21 protein-coding genes and 1 other annotated feature are annotated in these 25486 nt (G+C 47.9%); of the genes, 17 read left to right on the top strand and 4 right to left on the bottom strand.

The window, feature by feature from the left end:
* Nucleotides 1-898: 898 nt before the first annotated feature.
* Entirely contained in the window at nucleotides 899-2842 is a 1944-nt protein-coding gene (locus WDY75_RS18255) for an elongation factor G (RefSeq protein WP_063479332.1), read from the bottom strand.
* Nucleotides 2843-3108: 266 nt separating this feature from the next.
* On the opposite strand from WDY75_RS18255, the gene WDY75_RS18250 reads away from it, so the two are divergent.
* From WDY75_RS18250 to WDY75_RS18235, 4 genes are all read left to right on the top strand, one after another.
* Nucleotides 3109-3549, top strand: coding sequence for a GNAT family N-acetyltransferase (locus tag WDY75_RS18250; protein ID WP_063479333.1), 441 nt, complete (start codon nucleotides 3109-3111; stop codon nucleotides 3547-3549).
* Between the two features lie 216 nt (nucleotides 3550-3765).
* Entirely contained in the window at nucleotides 3766-7416 is a 3651-nt protein-coding gene (locus WDY75_RS18245; RefSeq protein ID WP_338840359.1) for a response regulator, read from the top strand.
* Nucleotides 7417-7452: 36 nt separating this feature from the next.
* Complete coding sequence (locus tag WDY75_RS18240; RefSeq protein WP_387800899.1) at nucleotides 7453-8295, top strand: CheR family methyltransferase; 843 nt, start codon at nucleotides 7453-7455, stop codon at nucleotides 8293-8295.
* A 256-nt stretch (nucleotides 8296-8551) separates the two neighbouring features.
* Complete coding sequence (locus WDY75_RS18235; protein WP_231888055.1) at nucleotides 8552-9229, top strand: metallophosphoesterase family protein; 678 nt, start codon at nucleotides 8552-8554, stop codon at nucleotides 9227-9229.
* A gap of 281 nt (nucleotides 9230-9510) precedes the next feature.
* On the opposite strand, the gene WDY75_RS18230 is transcribed toward WDY75_RS18235, so the two are convergent.
* On the bottom strand, nucleotides 9511-10326 hold the full coding sequence (locus WDY75_RS18230) for an alpha/beta fold hydrolase (protein WP_063479335.1): 816 nt from the start codon (nucleotides 10324-10326) through the stop codon (nucleotides 9511-9513).
* 176 nt (nucleotides 10327-10502) lie between these two features.
* Here WDY75_RS18230 and infC point away from each other — a divergent pair, with 176 nt between their 5' ends.
* Together infC and WDY75_RS18220 are read left to right on the top strand one after the other, a co-directional pair.
* A complete protein-coding gene (gene infC, locus WDY75_RS18225; RefSeq protein ID WP_063479336.1) occupies nucleotides 10503-10991 on the top strand; it encodes a translation initiation factor IF-3 in 489 nt (162 codons plus the stop codon).
* 103 nt (nucleotides 10992-11094) lie between these two features.
* Nucleotides 11095-11355 (top strand) — a binding site (T-box leader).
* 75 nt (nucleotides 11356-11430) lie between these two features.
* Nucleotides 11431-13125: a glutamine--tRNA ligase/YqeY domain fusion protein gene (locus tag WDY75_RS18220; RefSeq protein WP_063479805.1), complete on the top strand. Its 1695-nt coding sequence runs from the start codon at nucleotides 11431-11433 to the stop codon at nucleotides 13123-13125.
* A 110-nt stretch (nucleotides 13126-13235) separates the two neighbouring features.
* Here WDY75_RS18220 and WDY75_RS18215 read toward each other — a convergent pair whose 3' ends face one another.
* Nucleotides 13236-14099 (bottom strand): pentapeptide repeat-containing protein, encoded by an 864-nt coding sequence (locus tag WDY75_RS18215; protein ID WP_063479337.1) that lies wholly within the window; start codon nucleotides 14097-14099, stop codon nucleotides 13236-13238.
* Between the two features lie 368 nt (nucleotides 14100-14467).
* Here WDY75_RS18215 and WDY75_RS18210 point away from each other — a divergent pair, with 368 nt between their 5' ends.
* The 11 genes from WDY75_RS18210 (at nucleotide 14468) to WDY75_RS18160 (ending at nucleotide 24276) form a co-directional block, all read left to right on the top strand.
* A complete protein-coding gene (locus WDY75_RS18210) occupies nucleotides 14468-14893 on the top strand; it encodes a DMT family transporter (protein WP_006209895.1) in 426 nt (141 codons plus the stop codon).
* Nucleotides 14894-14944: 51 nt separating this feature from the next.
* Nucleotides 14945-15646, top strand: coding sequence for a Crp/Fnr family transcriptional regulator (locus WDY75_RS18205; RefSeq protein WP_063479338.1), 702 nt, complete (start codon nucleotides 14945-14947; stop codon nucleotides 15644-15646).
* Nucleotides 15647-15685: 39 nt separating this feature from the next.
* Nucleotides 15686-16144, top strand: a complete 459-nt coding sequence (locus tag WDY75_RS18200) for a DMT family transporter (protein ID WP_063479339.1) — start codon at nucleotides 15686-15688, stop codon at nucleotides 16142-16144.
* Between the two features lie 31 nt (nucleotides 16145-16175).
* Nucleotides 16176-16580, top strand: coding sequence for an NUDIX hydrolase (locus WDY75_RS18195; RefSeq protein WP_036638322.1), 405 nt, complete (start codon nucleotides 16176-16178; stop codon nucleotides 16578-16580).
* Nucleotides 16581-16864: 284 nt separating this feature from the next.
* The gene (locus WDY75_RS18190; RefSeq protein WP_063479340.1) at nucleotides 16865-18106 is read left to right on the top strand and encodes an MDR family MFS transporter; all 1242 of its coding nucleotides are present in this window, start codon (nucleotides 16865-16867) and stop codon (nucleotides 18104-18106) included.
* A 147-nt stretch (nucleotides 18107-18253) separates the two neighbouring features.
* Nucleotides 18254-18706, top strand: a complete 453-nt coding sequence (locus WDY75_RS18185) for a hypothetical protein (RefSeq protein ID WP_063479341.1) — start codon at nucleotides 18254-18256, stop codon at nucleotides 18704-18706.
* A 26-nt stretch (nucleotides 18707-18732) separates the two neighbouring features.
* Nucleotides 18733-19359: a TetR/AcrR family transcriptional regulator gene (locus tag WDY75_RS18180; protein WP_006209902.1), complete on the top strand. Its 627-nt coding sequence runs from the start codon at nucleotides 18733-18735 to the stop codon at nucleotides 19357-19359.
* Nucleotides 19356-19817 (top strand): DUF2269 family protein, encoded by a 462-nt coding sequence (locus tag WDY75_RS18175; RefSeq protein ID WP_063479342.1) that lies wholly within the window; start codon nucleotides 19356-19358, stop codon nucleotides 19815-19817. Before WDY75_RS18180 ends, WDY75_RS18175 begins: the two co-directional genes overlap by 4 nt.
* A 214-nt stretch (nucleotides 19818-20031) precedes the next feature.
* Nucleotides 20032-22542, top strand: coding sequence for a WG repeat-containing protein (locus WDY75_RS18170; protein WP_063479343.1), 2511 nt, complete (start codon nucleotides 20032-20034; stop codon nucleotides 22540-22542).
* 196 nt (nucleotides 22543-22738) lie between these two features.
* On the top strand, nucleotides 22739-23974 hold the full coding sequence (locus WDY75_RS18165; protein WP_063479344.1) for a Bcr/CflA family efflux MFS transporter: 1236 nt from the start codon (nucleotides 22739-22741) through the stop codon (nucleotides 23972-23974).
* Nucleotides 23971-24276 carry a Dabb family protein gene (locus WDY75_RS18160; protein WP_006209907.1) on the top strand — a complete coding sequence of 102 codons (306 nt, stop codon included), beginning with the start codon at nucleotides 23971-23973 and terminating at the stop codon, nucleotides 24274-24276. Before WDY75_RS18165 ends, WDY75_RS18160 begins: the two co-directional genes overlap by 4 nt.
* A 129-nt stretch (nucleotides 24277-24405) precedes the next feature.
* Here the strand turns inward: WDY75_RS18160 and WDY75_RS18155 are convergent, their stop codons facing one another.
* Nucleotides 24406-25446 (bottom strand): Ger(x)C family spore germination protein, encoded by a 1041-nt coding sequence (locus tag WDY75_RS18155; RefSeq protein ID WP_234972872.1) that lies wholly within the window; start codon nucleotides 25444-25446, stop codon nucleotides 24406-24408.
* Nucleotides 25447-25486 lie beyond the last annotated feature (40 nt).

Below are 25486 nucleotides of genomic sequence, written 5' to 3'. Positions count from 1 at the left end.
AGATAGAGCGAGACTACGATGGGGCTTGAAGCGTTAATTAAGTATAACAGCTTAACAAACAACTTGGCTTGCTGGAGGTTATCGTTATTGAACGGATATGATAGGGGGATGAACCACTATGGATGAGGATCAAGGTCTACTAGATCGAAGAAATAACCCAGCATAAGCTGCAGGGATGAAAGGTTGGTATTCGTGCGAAAAAGAGAGAATGGCGGTTACCTTAACATGAACTGGTGGATTATCGGACTATTGATCTTACTTACACTTGAAACCAGCTTAGACCCACAACCTCCGCGAAAAGAGAACGAGAATAGGCATAGGCATGCTTCTATTTCATGTGCCGCATATAATTATTGTGAGGAGGTATTTACGGACCAGAATATCAATAGATTCAGAAATAATTCATTGTGGATGACAAATATGGCGAAATCGTGCTTATAAATGAATCTGAACAAGAAGGTGGCTGAATTTGTACAGGGTAAGTACCGGTCCATGAAGTTCTTCATACACATACACATACACATAAACATAAACAATAAACCGCCAGTAGAAGAACTGGCGGTTTTCTTATGGGTATGGGAGGGAAAGGTGGCTTAGCGATTATTCCTCCGGGATCTGCGTTTAACGACGCGCAACATCAGTATAACGGAAAGAACCCCTATTATTGCAGGCATAGCGTCTAGCCTCCTGATATATCATGATTAAGAATCATCTTACTTCTTCATAGTATAATATTCAGATTATATGAATAATGATTGGGTTGTTCGCCGCCTTTCGTAAGTGTAGCGTGCTCGAACTTATCTTTTCGCTTATTAGATATGGTGTTAGACAGAAGAAATTCCCTTCGCTTGGGCGGAGGGAATTTTCTTCTGTGGTGTAATGTGCCTGCTTCTCTTCATTACAGGATCTTATTCAAGTGAAGCATATATTCACCGCGATTCAGCGGATTTACTTGTCGCCGTTTATTCTCAGGGATGGTGGTCTGCACCTTCACGTAGCCGCCTGGTCTAACGGAGAGCATGCCTTCACCGCTTGTCAGGGAATGGACTTCTGATTTCAGCTCGTCGGAAGTACGCACAGGAATCGTGCCATGAAGATGAACGACGTTGTTACGGAATTCAGGTTCCTGGTAGGTTCCTTCAAGTGCAGCTAACCTGGATAAAACTTTGCTTAAGCTGCTTTCCGGCAGGATGAATTGGATATCATTCATGGGCTCGTATACCTCCGTCCCGGCTTGGTTCAGCGCTTCCATAAGGACAAGCGGGGTTAAGCTGCGAAAATCCTTGGCTGTGGATACGGGACTTGCGTAACCGGTATGCGTCAGCGTCACGATGATATCCGTTACGGACCATGCGTACAGCCCTTCCTGAAGCACCCCAATGACGGTATCCTTAATCGCTTTCTGGAAGGATAGAGGAAGGGAGCCCAGCTCAACGTCCAAGCGATACTGCAGACCGGATCCCGGTTCTCCCGGTTCAACCCGCAAGCCGACGGTTGCATAGAATGGGCACTCCCCTATATATTCAACAGCTTCTCCGACACCGCAGGGTTTCTCGATGCAAATGACCCGGGGAGCTGAAAAAACAGCTTCGATGCCGTATCGCTGAAGCGTCTCTACCAGAATCTCTTGCTGGACTTTGCCGAACACATGGATGATGTTTTCCTTTGTGTTTGTATCCTGAACGTACTGCAGAAATGGATCCTCAACGGTCAGATCGCTTAGTGCATTGTGCAGTTTATGTTCGTCTTCGGGTTGTTTCGTTGAGACATGGACCTGAATGGGTGGCTTCTGAAAGTGAACAATCTTCATCTTGTCAGACACGGCTCCGATAACATCGCCGACCCTTAGTTCGCTACCGATCAGGATGCCGATATCCCCTGCATCAATATGACCGGCCGGAGCGGATTTTCCATGCTGCAGAGCATGCAGCTGCTTCACTTTAAGCATCGTGGTTTGTCCGTCCTGTGACGTAACCGAGATTTCATCACGGGCCTGGACTTTCCCGGCGAACAGCCGAAAATAGACATTCCGTTCCCCGCTCGGCTGTTTAATCACTTTGAACACCAAGCCGGATAGCGGTTCATGATTCAGCTCAGACGGGTCGTTAACCGGGAAAAAGTCGTTCAGTGCCGCTAGCAGCGGCTCCATGCCAACTCCTTTGGCGGCGGAGCCTGCAAACAGGGGATAAGCTTTACCCTGCCGGGTTTGCTTGCGCAATTCTTCCTTCAGCCGTTCGCTGGATACAGGAACATCATGAGCGTAATCTTGCAGCAGCTCGTCGTTAAGCAGCGCCATGATCTCCAGCCAACCTGAGTTATGGGGATCTGCCATGTCCACGTGAACGGATGTGCTGCCTTCATTATCAACACGGCTCATTTCACAAATATGTTCATCCAGCAGATTCCGCAGCATGGTACGAACTCGGTTGTAGTTCGCACCCATTCGGTCGATTTTGTTCATGAACAGTAGGGTAGGGATACCTTGTTCTTTCAGTGTTTGCATGAGCACCCGGGTTTGGGCCTGTACACCTTCAACGGCGGAAATAACCAGAATGACGCCATCCAGAACACTTAAGGAATGCTCGACCTCCGAGATGAAATCCGCATGCCCCGGCGTATCGATGAGATTGACTTTAAGATCACCCAGCGTGAACGATACCGCCGCGGATTTAATCGTAATTCCCCGTCTTCGCTCAATTTCGAGGGAATCGGTGGTTGTATTGCCCTGATCGACCGAGCCAGCCCGCTCAATGATACCGGATCGGTAGAGAATTTGCTCTGTTAGTGTGGTTTTACCGGCGTCAACATGGGCCAGAACCCCAATATTCAATATTTTCTGCATATAGTATAACCCTCATTCGTTTCATGTTTTGTAGTCCTTTCGATTGGGTATGGTTTTTGAATTGCCGCATAGATAAACGCCTCCATTTAAATAAAGTTAACTTTAGTTTATCCGTCGCAGCATGTTCGGAATATGGAACAAACGCTTATAATTATTAATTATCTTGTTTTGAAGCGCTCTATTTGGATTTACATATTTAATACCGTGAAAAATAGCTCGCATTGGATTAGGATAGAGGCATAAACCATATTGAAGGGGTCTTGCACTTGATAACACTTCATGTCATAGATAAAGATAATTGGGAGGATTGCATCCGTCTCAAACCCAAGCCGGAACAAGAGAAATGGATTGCACCTAATCTATACTCGATAGCCGAGGCACAATTTATGGAAGGATTCGAAACCAGGGCGATCTATCATGATGACGAGATGATTGGTTTTGTCATGTACGGTCCTCATTCTTGCGATGATAACTACTGGATATACCGGTTTATGATCGACGGCAGGTTTCAAGGGCAGCATTATGCCAAACCTGCGATTCGGCTCGTTCTTGATGAGATTCGAAAGGCTTCGGACCGAACAGACCATGTGATGTTATGTTATAAACCCGAGAATGAGCGGGCCAAAACGATATACACCCAAATGGGGTTCCAGGAAGCCGGTTATGCTCCGTGGGGAGATGCGATGGCCAAATATAGTTATATATAAAAGACCCTATGTAAATCTAGACATCATCATTGAAACTATCGTAAACTTAAACGTGAGTGATAGAGACATTATCATATCAAGCTTCGAGTACGACATGTGCCAGAAGTATCCGTAATTACGCCAAGTCCTTTTTTCGATGAAAGGGTTCGGCGTATTCTTCTTTATGGTTTGGTTCCTCAAAAAAGGATGGATGCCGGGGAAAGGGAAGTGAAAAACGTGTTACATAATATGAGGCTTACCATAGGATCAAAGATTGTGCTTGGTTATTTGATCATCGTTATTTTTCTGGGAGCTTCCATCTTTGTTCTCAGCGATCGAATTTCATCTCTTGAGAAAGAGATTGATTTTATCGTGGAGCATGATATTGAAGTTCACAATTTGACGAATCAGATTGAAAAACATGTGCTCGATATGGAGACAGGACAGAGAGGTTTTGCCCTTACCGGGGATGACCGATACTTAATACCCTATACAGACGGACAGGCCAATTGGCAGAAGGATTTTTCCAATCTCCATGAGTTAATAGCCGATAATCCCGATCAGCAGAATCGTTTGGAGGAGATCAAGGCCAACATCGAAGAATGGATTGATACCGCTGGAGAGTCCGTTGTTGCTATGAAAAAAGCGAATGACAACGAAGGAGTCCTTCAATTCTTCATGGAGGACCCGGGTAAAAAAATCGTTGATCAAATGCGGTCACAGCTGGCAGATTTCCGCAGCACGGAGAAAAGTCTGACACAGAAGCGCGTAGATGAGCTCGATCAAAAAAACGCGGACTTCAAAAACGTGCTTTATATTGTTCTGGCATTGGTCATTGTTCTCTCCATTACAGTTGGCGTGGTGATTTCGAAGTCTATCGTGAACACGATCCGGGAAGTGGTCCATGCGATTTCGGACATTGCGTCTTCCGAAGGCAATTTACGCTCCAAGCGTATTGTGGTTCGAACCAAGGATGAGGTCAGGGATTTGGGTGAAGCCACCAACCGGCTGCTCGAAAATCACGAGAGACAAAGCTGGCTCCAGACCAGTATCGGGGATGTAGCTATCTCGTATCAAGGCATCAGCCATATCAACCCGCTTGCCGAGGCCTTCATTACCAAAATGGCACATCTGGTCAGCGCCTCCTATGGTGTTTTTTACCTGCGGAAGGGTGACAAGCTTCATAAGACGGCTTCATTCGCTGCTTCAGGCACCGATATAGGCGCCTCGATATTCAATATGGGTGAGGGTATGGTCGGTCAATGCGCCGTTGAGAAAAGAACCATCGTTATGGAAGCAATTCCTGATGATCATGTGAAAATAACGACCGGTCTCGGGCAATCTGCCCCGCGCAGCATTCTCATTTTTCCTGTTGAATATGAAGGAGAGCTTGAAGGGGTTATTGAACTTGCTTCGCTAGAAGCCTTTACTCCAATACAATTGAAGCTGGTAGATCAGGCACGGAGTACGCTGGGCATTGCGATGAATAATGTTCTTGCCCAGATGGAAGTCAAGCGTCTGCTGGAGGAGTCTCAGGCGATGTCCGAGGAACTTCAGGTGCAAACGGAAGAGCTAAAGGCACAATCGGATGAGCTGCTGTCACAGCAAGATGAGATGAAGGCGTCCAACGAGGCCTTGAAACAATCCGAAGAACGGCTGCAGCTTCAGCAAGAAGAGCTGGAGAAGAACAATATGGAGCTGAGCAATCGTACGGAGCAAGTGGAAGCGCATATGCGCAAGATTGAAGAAATCAAAGACGAGATTGAGAAGCAGAACTTCATGCTGGAGAAACAGGCTTCCGACCTGCAGTCTGCATCGAAATATAAATCGGAGTTCTTGGCGAATATGTCCCATGAGCTCAGGACGCCGCTGAACAGTTTATTGATCTTGTCCGAAATTCTGATGGGGAACAAGGAAGGGAACCTGAATGAGAAGCAGGTGGATTTCGCGCGAACGATTCACTCTTCGGGCAATGATCTGCTGCATCTGATTGATGATATTCTCGACCTGTCGAAGGTAGAGGCGGGACAGATGAAGGTTGAGTTGGAGCCTGTTATTCTCGAAGAGATTAAGGAAACCCTGCAGCGCAGCTTCGAGCCGCTTGCGGCGAAAAAAGGCATTGAGTTCCATATCGAGATGGAGCAGGGTCTGCCTCATTCGTTACATACCGATGTACAGCGCGTGCAGCAGATTCTGAAAAACTTGTTATCCAATGCTTTCAAATTTACCAACCAGGGCTCTGTAACATTGCAGGTAATCCGTACGAATCATCAACAGCCTTTCAGTGAAATGAGTCAAGGGGGATGGACTGCATTCTCCGTGACCGATACGGGCATCGGCATATCGATGGATAAAAAAGATGTCATCTTCCAGGCGTTCCAGCAGGCGGATGGATCCACTAGCCGCAAATACGGCGGCACGGGACTTGGGCTTACAATCAGCCGCGAGCTGGCCGGATTGATTGGCGGATACATTGATTTTAAAAGCCAGGAAGGCACAGGCAGCACCTTCACGCTATATGTGCCGGAAACCCCGGTTCTACCAGAGGCATCAGGTATTCAGGAAGCCGCCGCTGCCCATGAAGCCGTTATCCCGGGCGTATCCTCATCTTCTTCGTCTTCGGAAGAGGTTCTGGCAACGGATATTGAATTATCCGATCCCGATCTGTTGACCGTCTCCGAAATGGAGGATGACCGGGAACATATTAAGCCTGGCGACCGGATCTTATTAATCATTGAGGATGATATCCATTTTGCGAAAATACTGCTGGATATCGTTCGCGCACATAAATTTAAAGGGATTGTTGCGCTGAAAGGGGACCGGGGCTTGGCGCTTGCGCATGCCTATAAACCGGATGCCATTATGCTTGATATTCAGCTGCCTGTCATCGATGGCTGGACCATACTCGAGCGGCTGAAGCAGCAGCCGGATTTGCGCCATATTCCGGTGCATGTCATTTCCGTGGTTGATGAGCCGCAGCAGGGCTTAAGCATGGGGGCAATGGCCTACCTGAAGAAACCGGCCAACAAGAATCAGATTGAGGGAGCTTTGGCTCATATCGAAACCTTTGTCGATCGTGATCTCAAGCGGCTGCTGATTGTTGAAGACGATGTTATTCTGCGCAGCAGCATGGTAGAGCTGATTGGCCATGATGATGTCATCATAACGGCCGTTTCCACGGGGGCGGAAGCACTGCGCGAGCTGGGGCGGGAGCATTTTGACTGCATGGTACTGGATTTGGGGCTGGCTGACATTACGGGCTTCGAGCTGCTGGACCGCATTCGGCAGACCAAGCATCTTCAGCAGCTGCCGATTATTATTTATACGGGTAAAGAACTGGATATGAAGGAAGAAATCGAACTGAAGAAATATGCGGAGAGCATCATCATTAAGAACGTGAAATCGCAGGAACGGCTGTTTGACGAGACGGCGTTGTTCCTGCACCGGGTAGAGGCCAATTTACCGGAAGATCGACGCAATCTATTGCGTAAGCTGTATAACAATGAAGATGCGTTCGAAGGAAAACGGATTCTGCTGGTGGAGGACGATATCCGTAATATTTTCTCGCTGGTCAGTGTGCTGGAATCCTATAAACTGAACGTGGTCTTCACAGAAAACGGGCGGGAAGCGCTTGAGATGCTCCAGAAGGATCACAATTTTGATCTGGTGCTGATGGATATCATGATGCCGGAAATGGACGGTTATGAGACGATGAAGGCGATTCGAGAGATCCCGCAATTCGACAAGCTGCCGATTATCGCCCTGACAGCGAAGGCCATGAAGGAAGACCGTCAGCGCTGCATTGATGCGGGTGCTTCCGATTACATCACCAAACCGATTGATGTCGAGAAGCTGCTGTCCTTGCTGAAGGTATGGCTTTACACATAGAGGAGGCAGAAGATTATTCTCAACCAGGATGAGATGATGAATCCATCGGTCAACGATGAATATGCCGAACGCGAGAAGATTGAGGTAGAGCTGCTGCTGCAGGCTATCTATCGGATGTACGGTTATGACTTTCGGAATTATGCGTATGATTACATCCGGCGCAGGATTCGACATGGCATGCAGCGAATGGGTGAGGAATCGATTGCCTCTCTCATTCCCAGAGTGCTTTATCAACCGGACAGTATGCAGCAGCTTGTGAATTACTTCATGGTGAATGTCACGGAGATGTTTCGGGATCCTTCCATGTATTTGACCTTTCGACAAAAGGTGGTACCGTACCTGCGGACATACCCGCATATCCGAATCTGGCATGCGGGGTGCTCTACGGGCGAGGAGGTGCTCTCCATGGCGATTGTTCTCCAAGAGGAAGGCCTGTATGACAAAGCGCGTATCTACGCAACGGATATTGATGACGATGCGCTGGAATCGGCGCAAAAAGGCATCTTTCCCTTGCGTAACATGAAGGCATACACGCAGAATTACATCCGATCCGGCGGAACGCGGGATTTTGCGGATTATTATACAGCGCAGCATGAATCGGTTATCTTTCATTCTTCATTGATGAAAAATATCGTGTTCGCCAGACATAATTTGGTGACGGACCAGTCGTTTAATGAGTTCAATGTCATTCTGTGCCGCAATGTGCTCATCTATTTCAATAGAGAGCTGCAGCACAGGGCACATCAGCTTTTTTATGAGAGTCTGGCTAAACTGGGCTTTCTGGTTCTTGGGGATAAGGAATCCATTCTGTTTAATCCCTACACCCACTGTTATGAAGCGATGGATGACAGGGAAAAGCTGTATCGAAAAATAAAGTAGAGATGACTGCAAGCTAAAAGAGGCGTTCCCAGCGGGTCAATAGGACTTGATGGAGCGCCTCTTTTTATGTGAGATCCACGGCAGGCCGTATAGAAGTGTTCTTCGCGAATGATAAGATTATGCTAGAATACCTAATTAGAATGTACAATTTATGGGTGTTTGGGGTTAAATCATTTCCTAAGAAGTGGAGGGGATCACGATTCGGGTCTTAGCTATTAGTGACATTCATGGCTGTTATGATGAGTTTAATCAGTTATTGTTAGACGTTTGTTTTGATCCGGATGAAGATCGACTCATCCTGCTTGGTGATTATGTGGACCGGGGACTGCGAAGCAAGGAAGTTGTGGAACAGGTAATGGCACTGCAAGATTGCGGAGTCATCACCCTTCGCGGGAACCATGATCAGATGATGCTGGATGCTATTCTGCTGGATACTGAGGAAGTGAATTCGCGCTGGATTCGCAACGGTGCGCGACATACAATTGAGAGTTACTGCGGCGCTGATTTCTTTGAAGGTGAAATGGAGCGGGACAAGTATAACGAGGGTAAAGCCTATATTAAGAAGCATTATGAACATCATCTCGCATTCCTCAATACACTCCGGCTATATTATGAGACAGACACCCACATCTTTGTGCATGCCGGGATTAATCCGGCTGTGGAGGATTGGAAGCAGCAGGTGCAGGATGATTTCATATGGATTCGCGACAAGTTCTATAATTATCCGACCCGTCTTCCCAAAACCGTTGTATTCGGGCATACGCCGGCCATCAACCTGCATGCATCCGAGAAGGTTTGGTTCAGTGAGGACGGAGACAAGATTGGCATTGATGGGGCATGCGTGTACGGCAAACAGCTGAACTGCCTGGAAATCAAGGAAGGAGAGGTTTACCAAACTTATTTTGTCCCGTTAAAGCAGAACCTCGAGAAATGAAAAAAACACCTTAACTCGACAAAAGGGTGTAATTTCGTCGAGTTAAGGTCTTAGATTCCGAGAGATTAATCCCAAAATCTATGATATCAAATATCACAAACCTACCTAATAAATAAAAAATCAAGAATAGAGGAATAAAGATGAGTATTCTGCCAAGCAGCTGCATACTCTTATCACCACGCTTACGTAGTTTCAGGGAGAATGTTATCTTGAAAGTCTATCCTACATAAAAAAATTTCAACATTCTTCTCGTTATGCTGCCTGCTATCTGTTTGGATTTTTTATGTTAGCGTGTCTAGGAACTCCTTCACTGCCTTGGTATATCCTTCCAAATCGGTAGAATGGATATCGTGGCCGCATTGTTCAAAAACAACGAGAGAAGTATGAGGCCTCCGAGTTGCCATCAACTTGGCATGGGCTTCGTCCAAGGCGAAGCTTTGTTTGCCGTGAATAAGCAGGATCGGGCAAGTGGAGGCCAACCAATCCTTCCACCAGTCGCCTTTCGTATGCTGTGCAGAAACCGGAATTCCCTGAAGATCCGAACGGAAGCCCCAGCCTCTCTCATCTTCAAATACGCTTTCAGCAAAGTAATCGACATTTCTTAGGCCAATACGCAGAAGAGCCTCTTTAAGGTCGTCTAGTGTATCTGATCGTTCCGGCAGGTTCCCGATAAAGGACATGTCGACGTCAATCTCAGCCCCGATGTCTTCTACGATAACGGCTTTAACGTACTGCGGATACCGGGCGGCAAACTGGTATGCGTTGATACCTCCTAAAGAATGTCCGAGCAATGTTACCTGTTGTCCCTTTAACTCGGATGTAATCAAGGTGTGGATATCCTCCACATAACTCTCTCTTGAATAATTTTTATCCGGGGAATGCTCACTCCAGCCGTGACCGCGTTGGTCAAGCCCGATCACCCGCCAATCCGTAAACTTTGCGGCCAATTTCGTGAAGGTTTCGGCATCATTCATATGCCCATGCAGCATAAGGAGAACATTAAGACTCTCGCCACCATAATCGAGGTAGGAGAGTTTCAAATTGCCTGATTGAAAATACTTGCGTTTGGTTGATTGAATATCCTGAGCGGACTGCATATCATATCCTCCTTAGGGCAATGGAACCTATCCCATTGCTTGTTGTTTGTAGTTCAACTATAACCCATAATAGTGACAACTATTGTCATTATTAAAACAATCCATGCAGATAAGGGAATATGTTATTCTATCAAGAGAAGAAATGGGAGAGACACGTATGATGGGAGGACTTGTTTATGTTGATTATGAATGAAAAGATAAAGGCACGAGAGGTTGAACTTACCGGGTTAAACGGCGAGAGTCTGGGCATCGTCACAAGGGAAGAGGCGCTCGCACTGGCCAAGAGCCACAAAGCCGATCTGGTGTGTACCTCTTTGTTTAGCAGCCCGCCACCATGTAAGCTGGTGAGCCGGGGGCAGGCTAAGCAGGTGGCTGCGAAGGAAAAGAAAGGCCATAATGAAACATCCGGTCCAATTAAAGTGAAGGAATTCCGCTTGTCTGTACATATCGAGGAGCACGACTACGATACCAAGCTGTCACAAATGCATAAGCTGCTTGCAGCGGATAAAGCCGTGCAGCCGGTCATCCGCATTCAAGGCAAGGAGGGAGAAGCAGCCCGCAAGCTGCTTGAGCGTCTGGTCCATGATCTGGCCGAGGTCGGCAAGAAGGAGACCGGCATTCAGGTCAGCGGCAAGTTGGCTACCGTTAAATTGCTGCCAATCTGATTCCTGGACCGTTTAACGGAGGGATTTTCATAAGATTTTTTGCGATTTTAAGTGACGCTTACGGTTTACTTTTTTATTTATAGATGATACTATGGATCAAATTATAAACGCCATGAAGAGAAGAGTAGATGAAACAGGATTCCCTACAGAGAGCTCCGGTAAGCTGAAAAGGGGCAGGAAGCCGTTTATTGAACCAAGCCTCTGAGCGGCGCATCGGAACTTATGGATAAGGGATGGTGCGACAGGAGCTCCTGTTACAGAGCTAGGGTATAAGCTTGTTTTGTGATAGCCGTACCCGATAAGGCTGATATCGTGATATATCGGTAAACAGGGGTGGCACCGCGAAACCAATCTCGTCCCCAAGACTAATGTCTTGGAGACGGGATTTTTTTATTTTTTCAGGAAGTTATTCGGGATGAATTCGAAGGAGGAGCTCAGCATGATTCATGATAAGAGTTTGGGAGAAGAAACGGTGAATTTTTTGACAAGAATGGTTAAGGGAGATATTGAAAAGGGAGTGTACCACAGACCCGTGGCCACCCGCTTTCCGCCTGAGCCTAACGGCTACCTGCACATTGGCAGCGCTTATGCCATACACATCAACCATTCCATAGCAAGCCAATTTCATGGAACATTCAACCTTCGGTTTGACGATACGAATCCTCTGAAGGAGGATGTGAAATACGTACAAGCGATCCAGGAGGATAGCGCGTGGCTGGGGTATACGCCGGAGGTTTATTATGGCTCGGATTATTCCGAGCAAATCGCAGAAGCGGCCAAGAAACTAATCCGCAAGGGGAAGGCCTACGTCTGTGATCTTACGCCCGAGGGAATGACGGAGTACCGGGGAACACTGACGGAAGCAGGCAAGAACAGTCCATTCCGTGAGCGCAGCGTTGAAGAAAATGTATCATTATTTGAGCAAATGAAGGCGGGGGTATTCGCTGTATCAGCAAAAGTACTCCGGGCCAAAATCGACATGGCTTCGCCCAACATGAATTTAAGAGACCCTGTGCTGTATCGTATCCTTCATGCCGAGCATTATCGAACCGGAAGCGCATGGTGCATCTATCCGATGTATGACTTTGCCCATCCGATTCAGGACTCCATTGAAGGAATCACACATTCGCTGTGCTCAGCCGAGTTTAAAGATCATCGACCGCTGTATGAGTGGGTGGTAACCGAGCTTGAAATCAAGGAGCCGCCCAAGCAAAGGGAGTTCGGACGATTGAACATCTCCGGCTTCGTGACAAGCAAGCGGTATCTGAGGGAGCTGGTTGAAGGTGGTTTCGTGGATGGTTGGGACGACCCCAGACTGCCCACGCTTAAAGGGCTCCGGCGGCGGGGAGTGACACCGGAAGGGATTCGGAAATTTCTGGGTGAGCTCGGCGTGTTTCGCAGCAACAGCATGGTGGATTCGGCCATGCTTGACCATTACATCCGTCAAGATTTGAAGGAACGCTGCCACAACGTGATGGCTGTCATCAAACCGCTGAAGGTTATCATTACCAACGTTCCGGAAGATTGGAGCGAGATGCTTATTGTTCCGAATCATGAAGGTGATGCATCGAAAGGGGTCCGGGAGGTTCCTTTTTCACGGGAGCTGTTTATCGAGAGGGAGGATTTCATGGAGGAGCCGACTCCCGGATTTCACCGGTTGTCGCCCGGCAAGGAAGTGCGCTTAAAGGGCGCTTATTTTATCAAATGCGAGCATATCGTGAAGGACGAATCAACAGGGGAAATCCAGGAGATCCACTGTACGTATGATCCCGAAACCAAGAGCGGCAGCGGATTTAATGCAAGAAAGGTGAAATCGACGCTGCATTGGGTCTCGGCCAGGCATGGGATCACAGCGGAACTTCATCTGTATGATAAGCTGCTGAAGGAATCAGCCGAGTTATCCGAATCGGGTAACGTCTGGGAAGACTTGATCAACCCGGAATCGCTCATTAAAGTCGAAGCCGCTGTATTGGAGCCTTTGATGGCGGAAGCGACTGCGCACAACACGTACCAATTCATCCGACACGGCTATTTCTGCGTGGATTCCAAGTATTCAACAGAGCACAAGCTTGTGTTTAACCGCATCGTTTCATTGAAGGATTCGTGGAATTGGCCTGCAAACCATTCAAAGTAGTTGACGGTGAAATGATGGCAATTACGGTCACCAAGATGGGGCAAAATGCTACCGCCGCTCTTCCAAGCGTTCGTGACCCATTTCATATGATATACCGTCCCTCATTAGGCTTAATCCACCCAATGTATCGGATGTGACAGGGAGGGTGGCAGTTTGGTATTGGCGTCGCCCTTCGCTGCATTAAGCTGGGACTGGGTAAGGAAAATGCTGTCCGTCAGGTCAGCTCCCCTTAGATCGGCATCCCTGAGATCCGCACCGATCAGATCAGCGGCTCTCAAATCAGCTCCACTGAGATCCGCGGCGATCAGATATGCGCCTCTCAAGTTCGCGTATCTCAGGTCGGCTCCTTTCAGTTTAGCTCCGATGAGATCGGCTCCACGGCTGCCGATCTTCCGGCGGACAGGATTATCTCTGTGTAAACGGCGCGCATTCTCCCGTACGAGTTCACTTGTTTGAAGGAGCAGCCGGTTCATCTCGGACCGGTGTGCTGCGATATCCAGCCGTAACAGGGATTCGGGTGGAAGCAGAGTGAACCGCTTGGTCTCGTCCAGTGCCTCTCTTAAGTTGGAATGTATCTCCTGCGCTGGCTGCAATGTCATGGCTTCGTTCAGGTACCATAACAGTTCATGAAGCTGTCGCATGACCGGGAATACATTGAACATTTCCTGTGCCGTTTCCGGAGCTTGCCTCCAATCACGGCCGTTATAGGTAACCTGCGAAACCATCTGTCCCGCTCCGAAGCAATCAAATACGGTGCAGCCTCGCATGCCGCGCTGCCTCAAGCTGCCGTGAACGCCGCAGCGAAAGTCGGATTGCAGATGGTGACAAGGCGTCCCGCCATCTTTATTCATGGCAAAGTCAACCGAGGCCGCGAAGGGCAGCGCGACGCAGCATAATCCAAAGCAGCTGCTGCAGTCGGATTGCAGATTCATACGGTTGCGTTCATTGTGAGCATGGTCTTGTCTGTCTAACATCACTTACAGGAGCTCCTTCCCGTTCCAATATGTAAAGCGGTTTACATTTATATATTTATAGTAAAACATAATGATGGCCGCACCATATAAGCAAACTTGGTTATAACTGTTTTATACCATGCGAGACGATTAATATGAGGGAGCGTAAATGGGGCGTGCTATACGAATAAAACTTAAGCTGTCAAGAAACGCGGGCAGCTTATTTGTATGTTAAATGCAAAGTTGACGGATAGTATATAATGGAATTCGTGATTTCTTATAGGAGAGCATGCAGGTTTTAAACCATTTCAGGACATATGTCCTTTCCTGAGTTCAGCCATTTCACTTTTAATAGTATACAGACCTATATATATGAAGGAGTTTGAACCATGAGGGGAATTATATTTGCATTCATTGGCGGAGCTTGCATTACACTGCAAGGCGTAGCGAATGCCCGGATCAGTCAGGATATGGGCACCTGGCAAGCCGCAACGGTAACGCAGTTGACCGGATTCATGATGGCTTTGGTTATTCTACTGTTCGTCCGGGACGGAAGCAAGCAAGGATTTGGACAGGTCAAGCCGCTTTATCTGATTGGAGGAGCCTTGGGAGCGCCCATTATATTCAGTGAAGTTACGGCCATTCAGAATATCGGTGTTACGTTAACGATATCTGCATTGTTAATAGCGCAGCTATTTTTGACTTTCCTGATCGATAGCAACGGCTGGTTCGGAGTGGTGAAGAAGAGGATGAGTTTGCCACAATTCATTGGCATCGGGATGATGATCGCTGGAGTGGTCATTATAAAATTATGATGAGGCGCGGCTGGTGCCGAAGATTGGAAGGCTGGAGAGGGAGATAGAAACGTGAAGGAAATTCATAATGCAGAGCTTCTGCGAAACTTTCTGCTGAACCATGAGATGGAGTCCGTGTTTCATGAGGAGTTAATGCCTTATTTGGTGTTGTATCGCTTCGATCAGGGGGATATCATCTGCACGCAAGGAGAACCTGCCGAAATGCTGTACATCCTTGTCCAGGGGAAAATCAAAATATACACAACCTCTGCGGAAGGCAAAGCCCTCGTTCTTTCCTTCAAAACACCTCTTGAGGTGATTGGAGATATTGAATATATCCAAGGGAATCCGATGATTAATACGGTTCAAGCCGTCTCGCCCGTGTACATGATTGGCGTGCATTATCGCTGGTTACGAAAATACGGACAGGAGCATTCGCCGCTGCTGCAATTTTTATTGCGCATCATTACACGAAAATTTTATATTAAATCCAATTTCCTAAGCTTTAATTTGCTGCATCCGGTAGAGGTGCGGTTGGCCAGTTATTTGCTGTCGGTCTCGGTGGAGGATTCGGACACGCTCAAGACAGATGATCCAACCGCATTCAACCTCACCGATATCGCGAATTTACTCGGAACCAGTTACCGGCACTTAAACCGCGTGATTTTGAAATTTAGCCAAGAGGGTCTGATTGAACGCAGCAAGGGATTCATTCTGATTAAGAATCGAGAAGCTTTGACAATTGTAGCCGGCGGCAATATTTATGAAGAGTAACACGCAACAATATGAATCATTCAGCAAGGGAGATCGAGCATGATAGCAGGATTAATATTAGCACTTATCGCAGGTTCACTGGTCAGTCTGCAAAATATCTTCAATAATAGAGTCAATGAAAAAACAGGATCATGGTCCACAACCACCTTGGTGTTAGGCATGGGCTTTGTGGCTTCATTAAGCATGAGTCTTATCGTGGAGGGTAAGGGTACGTTTAATATTCAAAATATGGAGCCGTGGTACTGGATCAGCGGTTTGATCGGTGTCGGTGTGGTGATCTGTCTCGTGCAGGCGACAAGGCTGCTGGGAGCAACGTTCGCTATTTCGATCGTCATGACCTCACAGCTCGGCTTTGCTTTGTTATGGGACTCCCTCGGCTGGTTAGGCCTGGAGAAGGTTCCCTTTACGAAGAACCAACTGATCGGTGTTGTCGTTATTGTCGGAGGCATCCTGGTTTTTAAACTGGGCGGGAAACATGAGCAGCAAGAGGCGGCATAAACACGCGTTGAAATGATGAGGAGGAATCCAGATGAATACGGAGATTGATAAAATCGCCTGGCTTCATATCGTAGATGGAAGGATATTAACTGCTCGTTCCAAAGGCAAGGACACCTATTATCTGCCTGGAGGGAAACGCGAACCGGGAGAATCCGATATCGATACGCTGGTGAGAGAAATCGAGGAGGAGCTGTCTGTTCGAATCAACAGAAAGACGGCAGCGCGCGTCGACAGCTTTCATGCGGCCGCTCACGGTAAATTAGAGGGCGTTCAAGTAACGATGACCTGTTACACCGCGGACTATGAAGGAGAGCTGAACCCAGCTTCGGAGATTGAAGCCTTAGCTTGGTTCACTTATAAGGACAGGGAACGTGTATCCGCCGTTTGTCAGATGATTTTTGATTATTTGCATAACGAGAAGATGCTGGCTGATTAAGCCTTCAGGCAAGCTGGAACAGCATGATAATGGCATATATGAATGCACTAAAAAAGACGCTCCGACCGGAGCGTCTTATTATATGCGGAACAAATGTTCGTTTTATGGGGCATCGAAATTAAATACTTGTATACTCGGCTTTGATATTATTAGTATAACTCAGCCCTCATTATAAGTCTATATTTTGGCAGGGAAATGCTCTATAGTTTGTAATACCCGGCCGGGAGACGTGTTAGCGCGGAAGCTTTTTACCATGCGCTGTTTGGATAGAAAGAGGGAGTCTTGTGCACATACGATTATGGGATAACAATTTAAAGGTCCGGTTGTTGGGCGAAGGGCTGTTCAATATGTTGTATTGGATGTACTTTCCCTTCATAACGGTTTATTTTGGTCAGTCTCTGGGCAATCATATCGCGGGTGTTCTAATGACGGTCCCCCCGATATTCAGCATTATCGGCAACCTGCTTGGGGGTGCCTTGGCGGATCGGTTAGGCCGACGGCCCATCATGCTGCTTGGCGCTTCGTTACAAACGCTCATGTTTGCGCTGTTTGCGCTATCGCCTTCACATTGGATGGATTATGCGGCTTTTATAGCGATTGGATTCGGCGGAGCTATCTATAGACCGGCCAGCACGGCGATGGTGGCGGATCTGGTTCCGGCACAAGAACGGCGACAAGTATTCGCCATGTTTACGACAGCCAACAATGTGGGCGCTGTACTGGGTCCGGCACTCGGGGCTGTTTTTTTCTTCCAATATCGGCAAGAGCTCTTGTGGTCCTGTTCCATCGTTCTGCTGGCATACTTCATCGCCATATACTTCATTGTTCATGAAACATTGCCAGCGTCAGCGAGAATCACAGAACGTTCAGCCTCGATCCAACATGCATTCAAGGAACAATGGAGAGGCTATGGCATTATATTCAGGGATAAGGTGTTTCTGCTGTATATTTTGGCGGGGATCTTTGCGCTTGTGACGATCATGCAATTGGATATGTATCTAGCGGTGTATGTCATCCATTATGTACCTTCCCAAGCACTGATCCATTGGAACGGAAATTCGCTTATGCTGTCGAGCACAGAAATATTAGGCTGGCTGCTGGGGTATAGCGGACTATTGTTTGTCCTGTTTCTGATCCCGATCACAAAATGGTTCCACCATTGGAAGGAGCGCAACGTATTTGTCCTGTCTTCACTGTTGTCCGGAATCGGTACGTTTGCCCTTGGTTTACACACGAATATTTGGTTCCTGTTCTTTGTAACGACGGTGTTCACGTTTGGCGAAATGGTTCGTTCTCCGGTGACACAGAGCTTTATCAGTCGTTATGCTCCCGAGCATGCAAGAGGTCAGTATATGGGGGCGGACAGTTTGCAGTATACGATCGGCAGGTTTTTTGCACCGGTGACGGTATTCCTGTCCGCTTGGCTGCCGCCTATGGGAATCTTCACCATCATTCTGGCAGCAGCACTGATCAGTGCGGTGCTGTATACCCTGCTGTTCAGAATTTATGAAGAGGGCAGGGCGTAGGAAGAGAATAGTGTTTGCAAAAGGGAGCCAGCCCGGTTGTATCACAGCCGTGAGCTTGCTCCCTTAAAGATACAAATAAGATATTTACAAACCGATGGTCGGTATATATAATAAAAATACAGAATATTCAAATTGGAGGTGAAGGAGATGGTACCATTAGCAGCCATGCTGGTTTCGCTTATATTGTTTCGGACGCTGGGCTGGGCAGGGTGGGATTACATGAATGATTGGGTGATTTCCCTGCGGTTTGCGGTTGCCATCATGTTTTTGGTAGCCGCATCGGCGCATTGGGGCAGACTTCGAGGTGATCTGATTGCCATGATGCCGCCAAGAATACCGAATGCCCAGATCCTGATCAGTCTTACAGGTATTCTTGAGATTGCGGGTGCGATTATGCTCCTCATCCCGGCAACTGCGATGGCTGCGTCAACAGGGCTGGCACTAATGCTCCTGGCTATATTTCCTGCCAACATATATGCGGCCCAGAAGAAGCTGACACTTGGGGGCAAACCGGTCACTCCAATCGGAGCGAGAACGATTATGCAAATGCTGTTCCTTGCTGCGGCTCTAGCAGCAGGATGGCTTCCGCCCCAGGGGTAACCCATCGAGAAGAAGGAGGATTCCAGATGAAGCAGGAAGAACGGCGCGAGCAGACCAAGCGGATATTGCTTGAATCCACGGAAGAACTGATAAGGGAGAAAGGCTGCAGCCAAACGACGCTTAATGACATAATGAAACGGTCCGGCATGTCCAAAGGAGCTATTTTTCATTATGTATCCAGTAAAGACGAACTGTTTGTCCATGTATTGAAAGCCAGGCTTGCGGAACAGAACGAGCATTTCATGAGCGAAGTGAACAAGCAAGGGGACATCAAGGAATTTGATGGTCCGATGAATACCATCATAAACAGCATGTCGAGCCTGGAAAGCCGGGATGACGTAAGCAACCTCATCTTGATGTACCTTATCGGCAAAAGCGATCAGCCCGAGATAGCTGACATCGTTGCGGGCTTCTATAAGGAAGCCACGGCCACCTCCAAGCAGTGGATTGTAACAGGCCAGGAGGCAGGTGTTATCACCGATACAATTGATGCTGAACGGACAGCCGAGCTGTTCGAGCTGTTATCCTTCGGGCTGCGGATGCGGGGACTGATCGGAGTGAAGGGAAATGTATTCAGTACCAAGGAATATTCGGATTTTATAACCGACATTCTGCGGCCCGGGAACAAAGAGGGAGGCAGGGAAGGCCTATGACATTGTGGTTATTTCTTCACATCGCCGGATGCGTGCTGTTCCTGGGCAATATTATCACGGCAGCTTTCTGGAAAGTGAGGGCAGACCTGAAGGGGGATCCAACGGAAATCCATCATACGGTCAAAAATGTTATGCTAGCCGATTATGTGTTTACCTTGCCAGGCTTGCTGCTGCTGATTATTTCTGGAGTCGTCATGTCTGTACAGGCGGGATATGGAATGGGTGGAATGAGCTGGCTGGCGGTCTCTTTGATCCTGTTCGGCATCACAGGCATATTGTGGGCAGGGATTTTGATACCACTGCAAAAAGGAATGATTCGCTTTAGTCTGGAATCGATAGGCGGCGGAGTTATTTCCGATAGATACAAGAGAGTGTCGATGTATTGGGCGGTAGGCGGGACGGCAGCAACACTACTGCCGGTAATCATCTTGTACTTGATGATCAGCAAGCCTTTTTGAATCAAGAAGGACGGTCGCCTTGGTGACGGTCCTTCTTTTTAGTTGAGGATTAAATGGCAATCAGCTGCACTTGATTGACCGAGCGCCGACAGATGTTCCGGACCGCATCACGTAGTGGCGTCAGTTCCTCTTGCAGCTTCTCAAGCCAGCGAATATTTGGTAATAGACGGCATACGATTAGGCGAGAAAGCTTGCGAAGAGGGAGGATGCTGATATGTCCGCTTACAATGAGCAGCAGTTGGTGCAGGCGGTTAAGGCCAAATTGCCTAACGGCGCAGAACTGGTAGGGAAGGATGCGTCGGGTGCGCATGAAGCCGTTTATGCAGCTGACATTACGGGAGATCGGGTGCCTGAAATTGCGGGAGTATATCGATTAAACGGTGAACTTTATGTAATGGTCCTCATGCACCGTCAGGGAGGCTGGGAAGTCGTTGCCAACGTGAAGGGACAGGGATATGGCGTCACTTTAATGACGGCCGCACCGGTGCTGGGTCATAACGTAAACCAGTTGATCATAGGCTGGCAGATCGGCGCCATCTGGTCTAAGTTGTCGATATATGCCTGGACACCGGAGGGGCTGAAGGATGCAGCACCCGCGGATATGACCTACAGCCATATCGATATCGTTGATTTGCCAAGTTCGATCGGGACGGATGGTCAGGCTGAAATCGCGCTGTGGATTCATGATACAGGCGAAGCTTACCGGATTGAGGTCGTTAGATGGAATCATGGGGCGTTTGAAGCTGCACCGGACGTTTATCCGTATTATTTTCCCGCCGTAGTGGGTTACTACGAGAGGCTGACCCAGGAACACCCGGATTATTCATTCTATTGGTATTATCTGGCGGATGCGCAATATCGTGCGGGAATGCCGGAAGCTGCGCTGAAGTCCGTCCGTAAGGCACTCTCTTTTGCAGAGCCATACCCTGAGCGCCATACGCTGCTTGAGCTTGAGCGCCGGATTCAGGAGATGCTGGCTGGAAGAGGAGAGGCACAGCTGGGTTCCCGGTTATACCCGGCATCTGTGAAGACAACGAGTGGAACCCGATGGGGATACATTAACCATAGCGGTGAGATGGTGATTCATCCGGTATATGATGATGCACAGGATTTTCAGGATAACGGTCTTGCAATCGTAAGTGCACACGGCAGCTATGGTGTCATTGATAGAAGCGCCCATTATGTTGTGCAGCCCCAATATCAGTCCATCAGTCCTTTCTCGGAGCATCGCGCGACGGTCATGGATGGTCAAGGCTTTAAGATGATTAACGAACAAGGGGTAATTCTGACAAGTCGGGCGTATCCATACATTGCAGAACTGCGTGAAGGAAGGGCCGTGTTCTATGTTACCGATCATAGCAGCGGTGATGGGGATAACAGCCGTTACGGCTACCTTGATGCCGATGGTCATGAGGTGATTCCTGCTCGGTACGCGGACGCGAATGATTTTGTTGATGGTAAAGCTGTTGTGAAGTTAAAAGATGATAATTATGCGCTCATTGATCTTCATGGACGGAAACTGGCCACGTATCACTTTGCCTATGTCGGACCGCTTGGCGAGGGCTTGCTTGCCTTTCAGAAGGAGAGCACGGGCAAATATGGCTACATCGATGAGAAGGGGGAAATCGTCATTCCGCCGACCTATACATCGGCATTTCCGTTTCACGATGGCAGAGCTATTGTAAATACAGCTGAAGATTACAAGTCGAAGTATGGCGTCATCAATAGACAGGGGACCTGGGTGATCCATCCGGAATACAACGATATTCGGGATTTAACGGAAGAACGGTTTGCGCTCGGGCGCGCGATTGATCCTGAACAGCCTTTCATCGGCTCGATATATGCGATTGCAGATTGGGACGGGAAGATGCTATCTGACTTTACGTATCGCGATATCTCCGACTACAAGCACGGTTTGGCCTCCGTGTATGATGCGAAGCAAACGTATTTGATTGACCGTACCGGCAAACCTGCGCCGGGTTTTCCCCGAGTGAACGGCAGCGGTACGCTTACGCTAGAACCCGGAGGGTTGATTAAGGCATTGGTCGATCTGCGTCTATCCTATCTGGACCGGTCGGGACGTATCGTCTGGGCGCAGAATACCGTTATTCCGCTGCAGCGGCCTTATCAGGTAACAGAAGAGAAGTATAAGCCGAATCCGGATTATCTGATCTATTATCCGCAGGTCACAGGAATGAGAGACCAGGGGACTCAGCAAACCGTGAATACCAAGCTGAAGGATATGTCTGGGGTGAAGCCGATTCCTGCCGATAAGAAGCTGGATTATTCCTATTCCGGTGATTTCGACGTAATTTTCTTTAAGCAGAAGCTGCTTGAAATGGAGCTGAACGGATATCATTATCCTTTTGGAGCCGCCCATGGCATGCCAACCAAAGTGTATGCCGTGATCAACATGGAGAATGGAAGCATGTACAGCTTGAAGGATTTGTTTAAACCGGGCAGTGATTATGTCGCAGAGCTCAGCCGGATCGTTGGCAAGCAGATTAAGGAAGATCCCCAATATTCGTATGTATTCCCCGGCAGTTATACGGGAATCGCCGCAGACCAGTCCTTCTATGTGACAGAGAATGCCCTTCATCTGGTGTTTGCACCGTATGAGATCGGCCCCTATGCCGCAGGTTTTCCCACTTTCACGATTCCTTTTGTTCAGATTAAAGACATCCTCAATACGGAAGGCGAGTTCTGGAAGGCGTTTCATTCCTGATGCTGAGCACGGAGAAGGTGAACCGGATCTTGTATAAAAGCTTCGAAGAGCTCGGTTTGATCAGAACCGGGCTCTTTGGCTTGTGCAAATGCAAATATGTTATCATGCTGCCTTGCAATGGCACTATTCTATTTGGGACAAAGCTGTTACATTATATGAATACAAAACAATAGTAGAGTAGAGGTGTTTGACACGCATGCTTCATAACCCAACAGGAAAAGAACGCCTCGGATTAGCCTTGCTTCTCAGCTTGCTTGGTATATTAGGACCGTTCAATATCGACATGTATTTGCCCAGCTTTCCCGAGATTGCCCATGATTTTGGGGCGCGGGCTTCGCTTGTCCAGCTGAGTTTGACCTCCTGTCTCATCGGACTCGCGGTTGGTCAGATCATTGTTGGACCGATCAGTGACGCTCACGGAAGAAGAAAGCCGTTATTAGTCTCGCTAGCCTTATTTGCGATATCCTCCTTGTTCTGTGCACTGGCACCGAATATTACGGCACTGGTTGTTGCCAGATTCCTGCAGGGATTCACGGCGGCGGCCGGGCTTGTGATTTCACGTGCTGTTGTGCGCGATGTGTTCAGCGGGCGTGAGCTTACTAAATTCTTTGCGCTGCTGTCGGTCATTAACGCGGTTGCCCCGATGGTTGCCCCGATGTCAGGCGGAGCCATCCTGCTGATCCCGTTTGCAAGCTGGCACACGATCTTTTATTTCTTGAGCATATTCGGTGTCTTCATTGTATTGATCGTTGCCTTTCGTCTGAAGGAAACCTTGCCGCAGGAGAGAAGAACGCCAAGCTCGCTGGGCCATTCCGTCCGTACGATGGGAAGTTTGTTCAAGGATCGTTCCTTTATCGGGTACGCCCTGACGGTGGGTTTCATTCACGGAGGCAGCTTTGCTTACGTTTCGGGAACGCCGTTTGTGTATCAGGGAATTTACGGTGTTTCACCGCAAATGTTTAGCGTACTGTTCGGGATTAACGGGATCGCTATTATTACGGGAAGTTTCATTATTGGACGGTTTGGCGGCATCGTTCATGAACGAAGCTTGCTCCGGGTCGGAGTCATCATGGCGGTGAGCGCAACGTTCCTGTTGTTGCTGATGACGATGCTGAAAGGGCCTCTGGCCATCGTTGTTATATTGATATTCATCTACATGATCACCATTGGAATGGTGGCAACAAGCACATTTACGCTGGCCATGGAGAAGCAAGGACACCGCGCAGGAAGTGCAAGTGCTGTCATAGGTTTGCTTCCACTCCTGCTGGGATCCATCGTATCACCGCTTGTCGGTATGGATGAGTCTACAGCCGTGCCGATGGGAGCCATCCTGTTCATCACGTCTGTACTCGGCTCGTTGGCTTTTTTTAAATGGACCAGGAAACATGAAACCGAATCAAAAGACGACATGAGAGGAGCGGGATTGACATGACATCAAACCGAATGATTCACTCCGTTATTTTTTCATTGAAGCATGAGAAGGGCTCTGCAGAGGAGCTGCGTTTTCTGGAGGATGGGCGATCTGCCCTTAGTACGATTGAAGTGGTTCAGGAGTTCAAGGTGTTCAAGCAGATCAGCCATAAGAATACATACGATTTCGGATTCTCCATGGTATTTGATAGCGAAGCTGATTATGAAGCATACCATGTGCATCCGCAGCATGTTGCCTTTGTAGAGGATCGCTGGGAGAAGGAAGTCGTACAGTTTTTGGAGATCGATTACAGCGAGGTTTAATATTCGCATCTCTGTAGGTACCGCCGAGGAGAATCAAAATACGGCTTGAGGCATTAAATGGAATTTCACTGCTTATGAAATAAGAGGAAAGTAAAAAAAGGACCGCAAAGGGTCCTTTTTTCATATCTATCATAAATTTTTGAGATTGCCCCGGTTCTCGATTTTGGTCGTGACCTTAAGCTCGAAGTCCAGCTCCGGGTAATATTCGGATCGCCATCTGGACAATTGCTCACGGGTCAGATCGTTTCTGAAAAATTGGCCTAATGCTAATATATCCGCTTCGTCCTGCTGGGTTTGCTTAAATAAATGCTCTAATCGAGAGGTGAGCAGTTGCTCCAATTTATCTTTAATCTCTTGTTCCGTGGGATGGCCCTTTGAATCCAGAATGGTGACATTCAGCTTCAGATTACTCCTCAAAAAAGCCTGGTCATTCTTCATCCAGCTCTTATGGGTAAGTTTGTTGCTGATAATCTGTACTGTCGCACTGTCCATAACTTCGAGCTTGCCATAGGCGCTTTTTCCATAAAAAGCGTTAGCGACCAGCGTTTCCTCCGGACTGATCTGTCCCGTCATCTTCCCATTCTTGATAATGGCCGAGCCAATGCATTCGATATTCGTTGTCTTTCCTGAGCGAATAAGCGGAACGATGACATCATGCGTATAGGAATTAATGCTTCGAAACATTTCCCATACCCGTGTATCGGCTAATTGGGGATTCCATCCGGCGTTTTTTTCGAAAAAATCATAAATGATATTCCCGCTGTTCAGAGTCTTTGCCTTTATCTCGGAGAAGAATTGCTCCAACGGCTGTTCACTGATAGCAAACAGCGTTTTGGAAGAAATATCACGGGACCGATTAAAGGCCGACACAACGTCCTGCATTCCGCTTTGCGCAAATTTCTTATCCACAATAACAATTTTCAGATGAAGCAAATCAACTTGAGATTCCATATTCATACTCATATGGTCAATGACCTTGTTAATGGTGTCTCCGGTATCCGATACAATCGTAATGTTGTTGGAATCATCCGCTGACGGGATATCCAAGAAGATTTTGTACTGATTATGCTCGGTCAGGGATATCCCCATGATGACAGGGAGGGCTCGATGGTTAATATCTTTGTTGTCCCAGCAGCCGCTTAATAAAGGGAGAAGGATTATCGAAACCATCAGAAGTTTCATCCTCCAACGAAAAGGGGTTCGTATGATC

The organism is Paenibacillus glucanolyticus (assembly GCF_037333485.1).
GTDB lineage: Bacteria > Bacillota > Bacilli > Paenibacillales > Paenibacillaceae > Paenibacillus_AQ > Paenibacillus_AQ glucanolyticus.
The sequence above is the reverse complement of the archived record's forward strand: the minus strand, read 5'-3'. Positions and strand labels throughout refer to the sequence as shown.